The sequence below is a fragment of the Murimonas intestini genome (assembly GCF_024622195.1).
Lineage (GTDB): Bacteria > Bacillota > Clostridia > Lachnospirales > Lachnospiraceae > Murimonas > Murimonas intestini.
Genome location: NZ_JANKBI010000012.1, coordinates 56,758 through 72,592, shown reverse-complemented (window position 1 = coordinate 72,592; position 15,835 = coordinate 56,758). Strand labels below are relative to the sequence as shown.

Below are 15,835 nucleotides of genomic sequence, written 5' to 3'. Positions count from 1 at the left end.
TTTACACCTCATTTTTTCTGTTTAAACAATCTTTTCTATATTGATTAGGCGTGATCCCCAATTTTTTCTTAAATATCCTCACAAAATAAGAGGAATACGAAAAGCCTGCCCTCTGGGCAATCTCTACAATGCTTAAATCCGTGGAAGAAAGCAGCTGCTGTGCCAGAAGGAGCCTCTTATTAATAATATAATCACTTAAAGACAGCCCTGTTTCTTTCTTAAACAGTTTTGTCAGGTAATCCGGGCTCATATATACTAAATCCGCCAGTTCATCTCTGGATATTTCCACTGAGAGGTTCTCTGTTATCTTCTTTTTCACCGTCTCCACAGCTGAACTTTTTTCCTCCTGATGAGTCATATCACCCCAGATATTTTCCAGCTCTCTGGCAGTCCTGCCTTTCTGCATCTCCAGCAGGCCTTTTTGCAGGATCTGCTCCAGCTCTTCATAGGGGATGGGCTTTAACACATAATCAAATGCTCCCAGGCGGAGCGCTTCCTGGCAGTAGGAAAAATCCGCATGGCAGGTATAAAAGATGCAGATAATCTCCGGATACTCCTCACGCACTTTACAGATTAATTCCAGCCCGCTCCCTCCCGGCATTTCAATATCGCTGATCATTATATCTACATGATGCATTCTCAGCACACCAAGAGCGTCCTTTATGCCAGCGGCACAATAACATTTTGTTATGCCAAGGCTTTCCCAGTTAACTCCCTTTTGCAGCCCCATAAGCGCAATTTCTTCATCATCTACAAGTAATATACTGTATCCTTTCATTCCTCAGTATCCTCCCTCCAGGTCAGGGGGATCAGCAGAATTGTGACTGCGCCCTCCTCATTTTTTAACTCCATTTTGGCTTTATCCCCAAAAATAAACCGCAGCCTTTGACGCACATTCAGGATTCCAATATTAAACCTTTCATCCCTGGGCTTTTGTTCATTCATGGCCTCTAAAACCTCCTGGCTGTATCCAGTCCCATTGTCCCTGATCTCTATCTGTACATACAGCTCCCCATCTATTTCGTTCAGCTTTCCGCATACAGACAGCCTGTTGTGCTGCTCAAAACTGACGGCATATTTAATGCTGTTTTCCACAAAGCTCTGAATCACGAAAGGCGGTATCATAGCGTCCTCAATTTCACTGCTTATATTTGCCTGATATTCAATACGGTCCGGAAAACGCATTTTCTGGATCTTCATATAATTATCCACATGCTCTATCTCCTGGGAAACCGTCACCAGGTTCTCCGGGCGCCTGAACATATACCGGGAATATTCAACCAGGCTCATGGTCATTTCCTGGATGAGCGCATAGTCATGCACCTCTGCCAGGGAATATATAATATTCAGTGCATTGAGGTAGAAATGAGGATTTATCTGGAGCTGGAGGCACTGCAGATAGGATTTCTGTGCTGCCAGTTCATTTTCATAATTCTGGATCTTCAGTCCTTTAATTTCCGATACCATTTCGTTGAAATTATGGATCATGCTGCTGTATTCCGAAATCCTGCTGTCATCTTTAACTGCCAGGTCCCATTCTCCGTCTCCCACCTTTTTCATGGCCAGCTCCATTGACCTGATCGGCTGGTATAGAGATCTGCGGATTGAAAAAGCCATCGCAGCAATCACCACCAGGAAACCTGCGACAAAGGCAGCAATAAGGTTTCGCATCCATTTAAGCTGTCCGTTTACCAGGCTTGCCTTTGTCCATGTCCCGATATAAAAATCCCCCTGCTCTGAGAGGTAGTTCAACTGCAGGTATTGTTCCCCGTCTTTTTTCAGGAGCCTTCCATTGTTGTTAATATCAATGCTTTCCTGAAAACCTTCTGTCTGTGATATTATATTTCCATCCACATCTGCCAGGAAAGCCAGGCACCCTTCTTCACTTGCCAGCCCTTTCAATGGCTCGAGGACTGCCCTGCCATCCAGGCACATGCCAAGGTAGCTGTTCCTTATTTTGTAAAAACGGATCACATATCCCCTGGATCCGTTTTTTAAAAGCAGATAGCCACGGCCAAGGGAAGACCCTTTCTCCAGCTTATTATCTATATACTCCTTTACCTGCCTTTCCAGATCCTTTCTTTCCGGATAATCTGCCTGTTTTGCCGAAACCTGAAGCAGAACTTTATCAGGGCTGGGCGGACTGTAAAAGAACAGGAATTCCAGAGAATCATTCCAGCCTGCGATTTTCTTCAGGTTACGTGTAAGGCTTTGTTTTGCCATAAAAATCTTTGTATTATCGTTACCTGTCTCAATCATGGTAATCTCTTCGGAATCAGTAAAGTGCTGATAGAGGTACCCCTGCAGGGAAGATAAATTTGTATTGGCATTATCCACGTTTAACTTCAAAATTGCCTGCCTGTTCTCTATTTCCTGTGCAAGCAGATTATCCATACTCACTTTGGAGAAAGCAGCTAAAATAGCAGCACTTATAAACAACAGCAGCAATATCATCCCGGTAATCCAGTGCAGCAAGGTATATTTTTTCTTATTTACAAGCTTTTCCATCGGTTTTCCTCCCCAGCTTTATACCATTATTGTAACTGCTTATAAGTGAAACCTCAAGCCAAAGCCCGCTGAAATTATCTTATATAATAAGCCGCAGACAGCCCGCTTACGCTGTCAGGCCCCGCAAACACCCTAAACTCCCCCGGCTCCACTATATACTGGCAGCTTCGGTTGTAGAATCCCATATCCTTTACCGGAACCTGGAAAGAAATTTCTTTTTCCTCCCCGGGCTTAAGCATAATCTTGCGGAAAGCTTTTAACTCCCTGACAGGGCGCACGCAGCTGCCCGCCAGATCTCTTATATAAAGCTGCACTACTTCCTCACCTGCCCTGCTGCCTGTATTTGTTACCTTCACACTGCAGCAGAGGCTTTCATCCTGCTCCAGCACCTCCTTCTCCAGCTTCAGGCTGTCATAGGCAAAAACCGTATAGCTGAGCCCGTATCCAAAAGGATACAAGGGCGTAAACGGGACATCCTGGTACTTAGACGTAAACTTGAAATCACTCCCCGGCTTCCCTGTATTCGGATGGTTATAATACATGGGTTCTTGCCCGCCCTCATTTGCAAAGGTCACTGTCAGTTTGCCGCTGGGGTTATATTTCCCATAGAGGATTTCTGCCACTGCATTTCCAAACTCAGTCCCTAAATGCCAGCCCTCCAGGATAGCGCCGATCCCGGGGCAGTCCTGTAAGCACCTTACCGCCAGCGGACGGCCATTTATCAGTACAACTGCCACAGGTATTTTAAGTTCAGCCAGGCCCAGCAGAAATTCTTCCTGCAGCCCTGCCAGGTGCAGATCCGCCCTGGAAGCCGCCTCACCGCTCATATATGCCTCTTCTCCGGCCACTGCGATCACCATGTCCGCCTTTTTAGCCATCTCATATGCTTCCTCAAATCCATCACGGCCGCCCTTTACGCCAAAGCCTTTTATGTACGTGATTTCCACACCTTCCGGTGCATAATTTTTCATACCGTCAACAATAGTTACCTGGGTATCTGTCCTTCCTGTAAAAGACCACGGCCCCATAAGAGCCTGCCTGTCATCAGCCAGTTCCCCGGTTATCAGGATTTTTTTTACACCCTTTGCTATAGGAAGAATCCCGTCATTTTTCAAAAGTACAGCACAACGCTTCCCCACGTCCAGAGCTGTTTTTCTGTTTTCCGGCGAAAGTACGGTATCACAGATCAGTTTAGGATCATAAGCCCATTCTTTATCAAAAAGCCCGAATTCAAATTTTTTAGTGAGGACCCTGCGGACTGCCCTATCCACGTCTTCTTCCTCTATTTCGCCTTCTTCCACCAATTCTTCCAGATATTGTATGTAATCAAGCGAGGACATGTCCATGTCACCGCCTGCCAGAAGAGACATCTTTGCAGCCTCTTTTTCATCTTTTACAGCCCCATGCACGGCGCACTGCTTTACAGCTTCCGCATCACTTACAACAAATCCCTCAAAACCCAATTTCCCGCGCAGGATGTCTGTAAGCAGCCATTTATCCATTGTGCAGGGAATCCCATTCAGATCGTGGAATGCGCTCATTACGGCGCCTGCGCCTGCATCCACCGCTGCTTTAAAGGGGGGCAGGTAAGTCTCAAACAGCTGCCTCTCTGACATATCCACTGTATAGTAATCCTGACCTCCGCTGACAGCCCCATATGCCAGAAAATGCTTTGCGGATGCCATCAGGCGGCATCCATCCTCTTCCTCCCGCTGAAATTCCCGCACCTGGACCTTCGCTATCTCACCTGCCAGATAAGGATCCTCCCCCGGGCTTTCCACAATCCTGCCCCATCTCGCATCCCTGGCAATATCCAGCATGGGCCCAAAGGTCCAGTTCACCCCTGACACCCAGGCCTCCCTTTTTGCCGTCTGAGTGCTGCGCCGCACCGCATCCATGTCCCAGCTGCAGGACAAGGCCAGAGGAGTGGGGAATATAGTCCTGTAGCCCCGGATAACATCCACCCCCACAAACATAGGTATTCCAAGACGGCTGTTCTCCCTGGCAGCCTTAGTGCCCCTGGCTATTTTTTCATCATCGTACAGGTTCACATAATTTCCAAGCTCCCCTCCCGCTATTTCATCCTCCCTGAGATCTTCTTCACACATAGCAAGTCTCCTGTCCAATTCTTCCTTTGACAGGCGCCCCTGCAGCATCTGTGACACCCAGGTATCTATGTCAGCCTCAAATCCCGGCAGCGTACAGTTCATTGTAGTTCCCGCCTGGTTTAATTGGCCTATTTTTTCCCTCAGAGTCATTTTACTTAATAATTCTTCTACCCTGTCTTTAATCGTCATCGTCATATGCTTATCTCCTCTTGACATACACCACGGTATTTACCGGAAGTTATACCTGGCTACCCCTTTACTGCCCCCATTGTCATCCCTTTTACAAAGTATTTTTGGAAAAAGGGGTAGATACAGAGTATAGGCACCGCTCCGAGGACTGCTACAGCCATCCTGACAGCAGTGGTCGGCACAGAAGCCGCACCCACATTTCCCATAGTTGCCGTCTGTTTCAGATATTGGGCATTTGTCAGCATACGGTTCAGAAGCCCCTGAATGCTGTTCAGCCCCGGCTCAGTTATATAATACAGGTTATTATTCCAGTCATTCCAATACATCAGACCTGCCATCAGACCCACAGTTGCCAGAATCGGAAGGCTCATAGGCATGACGATCTTAAACAGGATATAGAATTCATTCGCACCGTCTATACGGGCGCTTTCCAGCACTTCCGGCGGAATATTCTGCTGGAAATAGCTGCGCATCATCATAATAGTAAAACCGTTAGTAAGAAGTGACGGGAACAATAATGCTGCAAACGTATTTTTTATGTGGAATATCTGTGTCCACATCATATACGTTGGCACAAGGCCGCCTGCAAACAGCATAGTAAAAAACACAAAGAAGTTAAAGAAACTTCTGCCCGGCATATCCTGCTTAGACAGCGGATATGCGATCATCGTAGTGATCAGCAGGTTAATGGCAGTGCCGGACGCTGTCAGGAGGATAGTCACCCCATATGCCCTGAATATGCTGTTGTCTCCCAGGAGAAATTTATACGCTTCCGTGCTGAATTCTTTTGGGATAAAGAAGTATCCGTCTTTAATGAGGCTGCTTTCTGCTGTAAAGGATGATGCGATCAGCAGAACAAATGGCGCCACACAGCAGATACAAATAAGAATCAAAATAACATTAATAAATATGTCGTACCCTTTTCTATTCTCAACCATAATACCCTCCTAAAACATGGCGTTTTCTCTGCTTATCCTGCGGATCACAGCATTTGTCCCAAGGACCAGTATAAATCCTACCATTGACTGATAAAAACCTGCTGCCGCACTCATGCCTATATTCCCGTTTTTCATTAATCCGTAGAATACATATGTATCTATAGTCTGAGTTACACTAAACAAAGCTCCTGACTGCATGGGTACCTGATAAAACAGGCCAAAATCTGAGTAAAACATCTTTCCGATGGAAAGGATGGTCAATGTGATGATCGTCGGCTTCAGACAGGGCAGCGTAATTTTTGTAAACCTCTGCCACCTGGTGGCCCCGTCCAATGCAGCCGCTTCGTAATACCCCGGATCAATCCCGCCCAGGTTCGCCAGGTACATAATACAGCTGTATCCTACCCCCTTCCAGATATTGATAAATATCAGGATAAAGGGCCAGTATTTTGTTTCAGAATAGAAAGATACCGGCTGCAGCCCCAGAGGTTCCAGAATATAATTATTAATGAAGCCTGTATCAGATGACAGAAATGCATTTGCCAGATATGCCACTACTACCATGGAGATCATATAGGGGAGCAGTACAAGCGTCTGATAAACCTTTTTTCTTTTTTTAGATACAATGTCATTCAAAAATACGGCAAGCCCTATGGCCGATACAGTACCTGCAATAATAAATGCCAGATTATAAAGTATCGTATTCCGGGTTATGATCCATGCATCCTTCGTGGCAAACAAAAACTCAAAGTTCTGCAGTCCGATCCAGGGGCTGCCAAAAATTCCATCCCGCACATTGTACTTTTTAAATGCGAGCACCAGGCCGGACATGGGCATATAGTTATTAATAAACAGATAAATCAGCGCCGGGAGCATCATAATATAAAACGGCCAGTATTTCTTTATCTGTACTGCAAGGCTCTTTTTTTTCATACCAGCAAATTCCTTTCCTTATTTATGAAAGGTGCCGTTTTCACAGCACCTTTCAGGGTTCATGCAGCTATTTTGTACAAAGTAACTATCCGGCTCCTACTCCTTTGCTGCCAGCCATTCATCTATCTGCTTTTGTTTCTCTTCTATAACTCTGTCAATGCCCGCATCTTTTAATGCCTGCTGGAATTTAGGCAGGACTTCATCCACATCCACTGCCCCCACTTCCAGGCCGTATGCATACTCTTTAATCACATTCGTGCAGGCGGTTATCTCGTTGGCTACAGGAGCACTGTTAAATACCCAGCCCATAGCTGCGGATTTCCGGGCTTCTTTATTGAACTCACCCATCTTTGTTCCAAGGTCTTTTGTTGAGGCAGCCCACTGGCCTGCGATATATGTGTTCGGCCAGATCCAGGTCATTTCAGGATGATAGGTACAGCTTGAGGCATCAATGCCTTCCGGATAGAATAAGGTTCCGTCATCCTGTACTGTATAATGCATCCCTTCAATACCGTAATTCAGAAGATTAGATACTTCTGCATCCGTATACATCAGGTTCAGGAACTTCATAGCCGCTTCCGGCTCTGCTGAGGTATATGGGATAGCCCACATTAATGCTGTCACGTTCATGGTGCTGGCAAGAGGCTCGGTTAATGCAATTGTCCCCATGGGGAATCCGCAGTTCTGAGTCTGTTCTTCCACAATACCCGGATTTCCTGTGGTAATAGAACAAAATGCATTTCCCGACTTAATAATTACACTGTAAGCTTCTGTGGACGTTGCCGTATCTTTTGCGATGAATCCGGCTTCATACCACTTTCTCATCTCACGCACGATCTTTTCATATTCATCCGTTTCAAAAAGATTTACAACTTCAGCCCTTTCCCCATAATTCATCAATACGCCCAGCTCATCTTCCAGCTTGTCCCAATTGTATGAATCCCACTGGTTAAGCGTACTTCCTGCATTTGATACAAACATGGTCATATCGGGATAAGCTTTTTGTACAGCCTCCATGATCGGGAACCAGTCTTCTATGGTTTTTACATTACTTACATCCAGGCCAAGCTCGTCTACTATATCCTGGCGGTATGTAATATTTTTCGTTGCTGCAAAATCCTTCTGGGACGGGATTCCATATAAATGTCCGTCCACATACCCTGCATTCAGAAATTCATCGTCCAGATATTCTGCTATCCCCTGTCCATATTCCGCATACAGGTCTTCCATTTCCATGAAGGAGCCCTGGCGCACCCCTGTTGCAACGCCGCCCATATTCGGCATCAGGTCTACTGCTTCACTTCCGCTCAAAAGCAGGTTGTACTGCTCAAACCACTGGCCGATATCTAAAACAGTCCAGTTTACTTCCACACCAATCTTTTCACGGCTGATTTCATTGATGGCATCCTGTATCATCTGGTTATCTGTGGTATTCCCGATCCCCATGGTATACATATTGATAGTTTTCACATCGTCTGCACGCGCCTCCGCGCCGCAGGTTCCTGCTGCTAAAACTGCTGCAAGTGCTGTAAGTCCCATTGCTTTTACTTTTCTTTTCATTTCCGCGCTTCCTTTCCTAACTTGTCCTCTATTAAGTTTTTGTAATATCATTATAACTAACCAAAAAAATCCTATCCATAATTTTTCCGTCATTTCCATTATACTTTTCCGTCATCTGTATTATTTTTTAGTGATTATTACAACATATTTAAAGGCGGACCGCAATACTCTCTATTGACTTTTCTTATTTATATAATTATAATACAGTTACGCGCTTCCTAAAATTGTATTAGGAGGTATTTCTATGTCAAAAACACATTTCGTGGAACCATCTGCCCTTTCCCGGCAGGAATTATTTTTTAAGGCATTGCCCAGAACGAATGCCCCTTATTATCTTCTGCCTGATGACTCCCTTACTATTGTAAAAGAACTGGATCAGATGGATCATGCCTTTTCTGAAAAAAGCCTCCATGAATCCAGTTTCATACCTGCCGGCTACGATATCACTGTCATGAAACATCCCCGGTATACACCAGCCATTTCACATTCCCATGATTTTATTGAAGTCGTATACGTTTTGCACGGCTGTATCACTAATTTCATAGGCACAGTCCCCCTGGCACTCTCACATGGTAATATATGCATAATCGGCAAGCACACACCTCATGCACTTGCCGCTTACTCTGATGACTGTATCTGCTACAACCTTTTGATCCGTTCCTCGACCTTTGAAAAAGTCTTTCTGGGTATCCTGCCGGAAAATGACCTCTTATCTGCTTTTATAATGAAAAGCCTTTATGGCAGTTATACTAATTCTTACCTCTATTTTCCTGCAGGGCCGGACCAGCGGATCATGGACTGTTTCTTCAATATTTACGAAGAATCTCTCCAAAATAAACCTTATTCCAGGCATATGCTAAATACGCTCGTATCTACCTTTTTCATCACCCTGCTGAGGCATTACAGCGCCCTGGCCATTTCTTCCAGCCCTGTAAAACAAAATTCTGCCAACCAGAATATATCTGCGATCCTGTACTATATACAGCAGCATTATGACACGATCACTATGAAAAAGCTGGCCAGTCTTTTTCATTATAGTGAACGCCACCTGGGAAGGATTCTGAGAGAGTACACCAACTGTTCTTTCAAAGACCTGATTCACCAGCTCCGGCTGAGCAAAGCTGCTGAAATGCTGAAAAATACAGAGCTTCCTGTTACAGACATCATAACTGACATCGGCTATACAGATTATGGTTTCTTTTACCGGCTGTTTAAATCAGAGTATCACCTCACTCCGGCAGAATACCGTAAAAAATATGCATGTAAACGTGGAAGCTCTGATACTTAAATTAGGGTACCTCCTCCGCTGTGAAGCCATACCACAACTGGCCTCTTTACTTCTGTATCCAGAGTCGGTGTCCATACCTTCAGGATATTTCTCATCCTGTCTGATCCGGACAGGCTTTGGCCGCTGTTACTCACTGACTGTTATAGATCCATCCTCATTCCTTGAAAACTGCTTCAGGAAATCCCAGGCTGCATAGCTGCTTCCGGCCAATACTGCATGTGCCTGATTTGACATGGTTGCAAAAACCGTATAGGTATTTCCATCCTGACTGGCCATATAATTTTCCGTAATTGTATGAACCGGGTTCGCTGTAGCCTTTTCTATTGTTTCCGAGAATTCCATGCCCCACACAGGGTCCGCTTTGGCATCATAGCCCGGATATTCTATTTTGTTCATTGCAAACAGCCTCTGAATCAGGAAGTCCGCTTCTACTTCACCTGTTTCTGTCAATTCATCCTCATGCCCAAATCCTGCCTGATGCGGAAATACCGGAAGGCCGTCATCAATGCCCGCCAGATAATATACAGGAATAATGCTGTCTTTCATTTCAGGAAGTTGAACACCAGAAGCGTCCATCGGGGCAATTCCTGCAAAAAGTTCCGGGTACTGCAGGCCCAGTTCAAAGCTTTTAATCGAGCCCATAGAAAATCCGCTGGCGTATACTCTTGTTTTATCAATAGCAGGATAATTATTTTCGAGAATTTTAAGGAGTTCCACAATCTCTTCCGCCGTGCGCTCTACATGCTGATTGACTGCCACAACCATAAACCCATTCTCTTTGCCAACTAGAGGCCATTCAGAGGCAATTGCCTGATATTCTGCATGGTTCCCGCCTCCATGGAATGTAAATACCAGCGGCACAGAGCCTTCTGCACTCATATCTATATCTTCCGGAATATATTCATACCACTCCATAGGCTTTCCATTAATATCTGCTGTTTCAATATTTACCTGGATCCCATACTCTGTATAATCATATACTGGTAAGAGTTCATAGGACTCTTCTGCAATACCGGAAAGCTGCCTCCTCACTTTAGAGAGAACATTATCCCAGCCGCTTCGGATGATATCTTTATCAAACCCTTCTGAAGACACATCAGCTACCATGAAATTTTTTAACCTGGATCCAGAATTTGTATAAAGTGTACCCTTATCAACGGGCTCTTCTGTGTCCGTACTGTTCATTTCCTTAAAAGCTCCTACCAATTCCGTACTTCCGCCTCCAATCACTGCAGGCATTCCAATTGAACATGATGCTTCCTGCACAGAAGGATTAAAAAGCATAATCCCTGCCGGAACATAATGGAAATCGGTAAAAACAAAGAATTTTTTCATTGTCTCTTTTGCTAAATATTGAGCGGTAAAATCTGCCCCTTTTCCTTCTGCAATAACATAAATCCTCTGGCTTGTCCCAATCAGTTTATCTCCTGCTGCATTTTTCCCAGTCCCGGATCCCGTATCTTCAGAAAAAATATCTACCAGAGAGTACAAATATGCCTCTGCATCTGCCTCCCCCCAGGTATCTCCTACCGGGTTTACAAAGACTACGGAACAATTCTCTTCCTTAGCAATGTCATCCAGGCCTGAAGATTCCAAAACACTTTCAACATCCCGGACTGTCACAGCACTGTCCCCATACACCATGATCACCGGAGTGCCAGGACCCACCGGCCTGATACCAGCTGGCGTATAGACAATAAATTCTACCTGGCCTCTATTTTCTTCCTCTACCACAACATCCCTGCTGATTTTTTCCAAAACTCCAGACGCGGTCTCTGTTTTTTCCCCCTCCAGTGGTGTGACCTCCGGAATCTGGGGTGCCTCAGCCTCCTGGTTTTCTCCCGCATCCTCTGTGCCTGCCTCTGCCGTTTCCCCCGCAGTCTCCATATCTGCCCCTTCTGCATTAACCGGAAGTGAAGAACAGGCTATAACCCCTGCCATCAAAAATACACCTGCTTTCTTAAATGCTTCTAACCTTTTCATAAATACATTGCCTCCTTCTCTTTGATATAAACTATTATAAAATAGAGATGTCCCTGATAAAATTATCCAACGGGACATCATGGTTGTTCAAACCGGACATTCAATTAAAGCGGTACAAATATTGGAGGCCATTAAAAGTCAAAGGAAATTATTGTAGGAATAGGGACTACAAAGAATTGTACAGAGCTCCTGGCGTATAGCATAGAAGCCAGGCGACAGGAGCAGAAGAGAAAAAGCAAGGAGAAATCCTCTCCTTTTTAAGAACCGAACTACTCTTTATTGTTTATCTCATTCATATAGCCAGCAGTTATTATGCCAGCAGGTAAAGCAACAATAGCGATACCAAAAACAGACGAAATCATGGTAACAATCCTTCCTGCGGTAGATACCGGGTAAATATCGCCGTAGCCTACCGTGGTGAGAGAAACAGTAGCCCAATATATAGCTTCAAAAAAATTATTGAACGAATTAGGTTCAACATTAAATACAATCAATGCAGAGACAACAATATATAGAGCTGCAAGCATACATACAGCAGACAGTGCCTCTTTTGACGAATTAAATACTTTTACGATGATTGCAATATTTTTAGAATAACGGAAAGTCTTAAAAATACGCAAAACCCGCATGGCACGAGCCATTCTTAACATTTTAAACAATTTTAGACTATTGTTTACAATAGAAACAGACGGCAATATGGCGATTAAATCTATAATAGCCATAAAAGAAAACGGGTAGCGTATGAATGAAAAGACCTTTTTCCGACTATATTTATAGTCTGCAGTAATTAGTCTTAACAGATAATCAATAATAAAAATTGAAACCGTGACTTTATCAGATGCACGAAAAAATGTGCTTTCATGTTTGAAAAATAGTGGGATAACACTAACAATAATAGTGACAATCATAATATAATCGTATATTTTACTAAGCGTGTTCGAACCATCGCCGGGTTCAATGATACCGTACATTTTTTCCCTCATAATACACCATTCCTTTACTATGTAGTTAGAATATAGTCAGCGTGCTGACTTTTAACGCAATTCTATTGGAATTGAAAGAAAAAATCCCCAGCCGTATAATTAAGGCTGGAGATTTTTATATACCCGCTTAACAGAAAGCGTTTTATATTTGATATGATAGTGATATGTGTCCGGAATTCTACGTATCAACAGCTGACGCCTATTTTACCTGTAGATAATATCTTCTCTTCCCGGTCCATTAGAGATCATGGTAATCGGGAATCCTATCTGCTCTTCTGCAAATTCTATATATTTGCGGCAGTTTTCAGGTAAATCTTCATACTTTTTGATTCCCCTGATATCAGACTTCCAGCCGGGAAGTGTCTTCAGGACTGGTTTAGCTTTATCAAGCTTTGCTGTAGTCGGGAAATCTGTTGTCACTTCCCCGTCGATCTCATAGCCCACACATACAGGGATCTCTTCCAGATATCCAAGCACATCCAGCACGGTAAATGCTACATCTGTAGTACCCTGGATGCGGCAGCCGTACTTTGTGGCTACGCAGTCGAACCATCCCATACGTCTCGGACGTCCTGTAGTCGCGCCAAACTCTCCGCCGTCTCCTCCGCGCCGTCTCAGTTCATCTGCTTCCTCACCGAAGATCTCGCTTACAAATGCTCCTGCGCCTACAGCGCTTGAGTAAGCTTTTACGACTGTGACGATCTTCTTGATCTCATAAGGAGGGATTCCCGCACCGATGGCTCCGTAAGCAGCCAGAGTGGAGGAAGATGTTACCATCGGATATATACCGTGGTCAGGATCTTTCAATGAACCAAGCTGTCCTTCCAGCAGGATCTCCTTACCTTCCTTTAATGCCTCCCACAGAAATGCTGATACGTCGCACACGTAAGGCGCCACCATATCTCTGTAGCCGTGAAGCTCTTCCAGAAGGTCTTCCGGTTTTATGGCCGGTTTATGATATAAATGTTCCAAGATGACATTTTTCTGTTCACAGATACGCACTACTTTTTCCTGAAGCAGTTCTTCATCAAAAAGCTCACTGACCTGGAACCCTATTTTTGCATATTTATCAGAATAGAATGGGGCAATACCAGACTTTGTAGAGCCAAAGGACTTCTTGCCAAGACGTTCCTCTTCACACTGATCAAATAAAATGTGATAAGACATCACGATCTGCGCGCGGTCTGATACAAGTATCTTCGGGGCGGGCACATCCCTGTCCACAATGCTCTTTATTTCATTAAATAAAACTGGAATATTTAAAGCAACTCCGTTTCCGATAACACTTGTAGTGTGGTCATAAAATACTCCTGAAGGCAATGTATGAAGCGCGAACTTTCCATAGTTGTTCACAATAGTATGTCCCGCATTTGCACCTCCCTGGAATCTTACGATGATATCGGCCTTCTCAGCCAGCATATCCGTGATCTTGCCCTTTCCTTCGTCTCCCCAGTTTGCTCCCACTACTGCCTGTACCATATGCATATCCTCCTGTATGGATTTCACTTTTTTCTCGTTTAAGAGGGCCTCTGCCCTAACGATGATAGTATACTACATTTTATACCATAAGTAAAATTAATATTTTTTATGTTACACATAACTGAAACTTATATTGCTGTTTAGATGATTAGAGGCGGGGAGGACGCTTTGCATTGTAGGTAGTGAATCAGCGGAAGGGGCAGACGGCGGGCGTGTGGTTTCGGGGTTCTGTCCGAACCGCTGTGTCCTGAAAATCTAAGGTTCCAAAGTCTGCTTGAACCGTGAAAGGCGGGCGGAAACTCGGTGCGTTTGCCTGATGCAAACGCCCCTCAGACAGTTCCGCCCTTGAGCGCAAGCGCTCACTTTCACTGACCGCAGCCTCTGGAACCTAAGATTTTCATGTCCTCGCTCAAGTCCTTCACCCCGAAACCACACGCCCGCCGCCTGCCCCTCCCGCTAATGCCAAGTTTATCGATGCAAAGCTGGCTCCCGTAATGAGGCTGAGGTATGGGTGAGGCCACTACTTTATTGGATCCCAGGAACATAGCGGAATCAGTTATTTATTTTGAAACTGGAGACTCCATAGAAAAGATTTTAACCAAACTTTTTCGCATACATAGTAGTCTTCTACCTCAACCCAAGCCTGTTTATAACAGCCAGCTTTGTGCCAGTAAATTTGGCGCCGTCAGGCAGGGCAGGGAAGGGGTTCAGGGTGGCGGACTATAGTGAGGACATGAAACTCTTAGGCTGCGGGGAACGCGGTCAGCAAAAACGAGTGCTTGCACTCGAGGCCGGAGCTGTCTGAGGGGCGGTTGCATCGGCAAACGCACCGAGTTTCCGGCCGCTTTTTGCGGTTCTAGCGTTCCCCGCAGCCTTAGAGTTTCAGGACGCAGCGGTTCGGACAGAACCCTGAACCCCTTCCCTGCCCTGTCTGACGGCTCACTGCCCCTCACACAAAGCGTCCTGTTACTCCGCTAAACAGCACTCCCCCATCCCCCCAATCAGCTTCTGCGCCGCTGCGGACGGTGGATTTTTCTTATCCTGGACCAGGCAGATCTGTCTGGCGGGTATCTCGTTATCCAGTTCGAGCTCGAAAAGCTCTCCACTCTCCAGGAATGGGAGCGCAAAGTCTTTGACTATTTCTGCAATGCCCAGATCTCTTTTAGCGAACTGGACAAGTATATCACTTGTGGCCAGCTCTATCTCCGGATTTAAGATCACGCCGTTTTCAGCCAGCACCCTGTCCATGTATCTTCTTGTGCTGGTGTTCTTCTCCAGGCAGATGACCGGCAGATCCTCCAGGTCACTGAAGCTCAGCCTCACATTTTTTAAATAAGAAAACTTTGTTCCGGCCACAAAGATGTCCTGTATGCTGCGCACAGGCCTTGCCTCCAGGTCTGCACGTTCTTCAAAGGGCTGAGTCACAACCCCGAAGTCTATACGTCCCTCCTGGAGGTATCTGAGGGTTTCCGGTGTCGGCCCGTTTGTGACCGTCAGCTTTACTTTTGGGAATTCTTCATGAAAACGCTGGAGATAGTTGAGCAGATAATACTTCAGGGTCATGTCGCTGGCTCCTATGCGTATCTCACCGGATTCCAGATCCAGCATCTCCTTTAACTTCTCTTCTCCCAGACAGATATACTCATATCCTCTCTTTACGTAAGAATAGAGCATCTCTCCTGCGGGCGTCAGATGGACTCCCCTGCCGGTCCGTACAAACAGTACAGTGCCAAGCGCTGTCTCCAGCTGCTTCACTGCCTGGCTGACAGCCGGCTGGGAGATAGCCAGTTCCTCCGCCGCTGATGTGATTCCCTCCAGTTTTGCTACATAGTAAAAAATCTTATAATATTCCAGGTTTATACTCAT

General features: G+C 45.2%; 11 protein-coding genes. 1 reads left to right on the top strand and 10 read right to left on the bottom strand.

Going from position 1 to position 15,835, the window contains the following annotated elements:
- Position 1: 1 nt before the first annotated feature.
- The 6 genes from NSB28_RS16210 to NSB28_RS16185 all read right to left on the bottom strand — a co-directional run bounded on the left by NSB28_RS16210 (position 2) and on the right by NSB28_RS16185 (position 8,236).
- Positions 2 to 778 (bottom strand): response regulator transcription factor, encoded by a 777-nt coding sequence (locus NSB28_RS16210; protein ID WP_109624931.1) that lies wholly within the window; start codon positions 776 to 778, stop codon positions 2 to 4.
- Complete coding sequence (locus tag NSB28_RS16205; protein ID WP_109624932.1) at positions 775 to 2,508, bottom strand: sensor histidine kinase; 1,734 nt, start codon at positions 2,506 to 2,508, stop codon at positions 775 to 777. Before NSB28_RS16205 ends, NSB28_RS16210 begins: the two co-directional genes overlap by 4 nt.
- Before the next feature lie 74 nt (positions 2,509 to 2,582).
- Entirely contained in the window at positions 2,583 to 4,811 is a 2,229-nt protein-coding gene (locus NSB28_RS16200; RefSeq protein ID WP_257497470.1) for a glycoside hydrolase family 3 N-terminal domain-containing protein, read from the bottom strand.
- A gap of 53 nt (positions 4,812 to 4,864) precedes the next feature.
- Positions 4,865 to 5,743, bottom strand: coding sequence for a carbohydrate ABC transporter permease (locus tag NSB28_RS16195; protein WP_109624934.1), 879 nt, complete (start codon positions 5,741 to 5,743; stop codon positions 4,865 to 4,867).
- Between the two features lie 9 nt (positions 5,744 to 5,752).
- Positions 5,753 to 6,676, bottom strand: coding sequence for an ABC transporter permease (locus tag NSB28_RS16190; RefSeq protein ID WP_109624935.1), 924 nt, complete (start codon positions 6,674 to 6,676; stop codon positions 5,753 to 5,755).
- A gap of 96 nt (positions 6,677 to 6,772) precedes the next feature.
- Positions 6,773 to 8,236, bottom strand: a complete 1,464-nt coding sequence (locus NSB28_RS16185) for an ABC transporter substrate-binding protein (protein WP_257497471.1) — start codon at positions 8,234 to 8,236, stop codon at positions 6,773 to 6,775.
- 244 nt (positions 8,237 to 8,480) lie between these two features.
- Here NSB28_RS16185 and NSB28_RS16180 point away from each other — a divergent pair, with 244 nt between their 5' ends.
- Positions 8,481 to 9,524, top strand: coding sequence for an AraC family transcriptional regulator (locus NSB28_RS16180; RefSeq protein ID WP_109624937.1), 1,044 nt, complete (start codon positions 8,481 to 8,483; stop codon positions 9,522 to 9,524).
- Positions 9,525 to 9,650: 126 nt separating this feature from the next.
- Here the strand turns inward: NSB28_RS16180 and NSB28_RS25240 are convergent, their stop codons facing one another.
- The 4 genes from NSB28_RS25240 to NSB28_RS16160 form a co-directional block, all read right to left on the bottom strand.
- Complete coding sequence (locus tag NSB28_RS25240) at positions 9,651 to 11,507, bottom strand: hypothetical protein (RefSeq protein WP_257497473.1); 1,857 nt, start codon at positions 11,505 to 11,507, stop codon at positions 9,651 to 9,653.
- Positions 11,508 to 11,776: 269 nt separating this feature from the next.
- A complete protein-coding gene (locus NSB28_RS16170) occupies positions 11,777 to 12,490 on the bottom strand; it encodes an ion transporter (protein WP_257497474.1) in 714 nt (237 codons plus the stop codon).
- A 204-nt stretch (positions 12,491 to 12,694) separates the two neighbouring features.
- Positions 12,695 to 13,969, bottom strand: coding sequence for an adenylosuccinate synthase (locus NSB28_RS16165; RefSeq protein ID WP_109624939.1), 1,275 nt, complete (start codon positions 13,967 to 13,969; stop codon positions 12,695 to 12,697).
- Between the two features lie 966 nt (positions 13,970 to 14,935).
- Entirely contained in the window at positions 14,936 to 15,835 is a 900-nt protein-coding gene (locus NSB28_RS16160; RefSeq protein ID WP_109624941.1) for a LysR family transcriptional regulator, read from the bottom strand.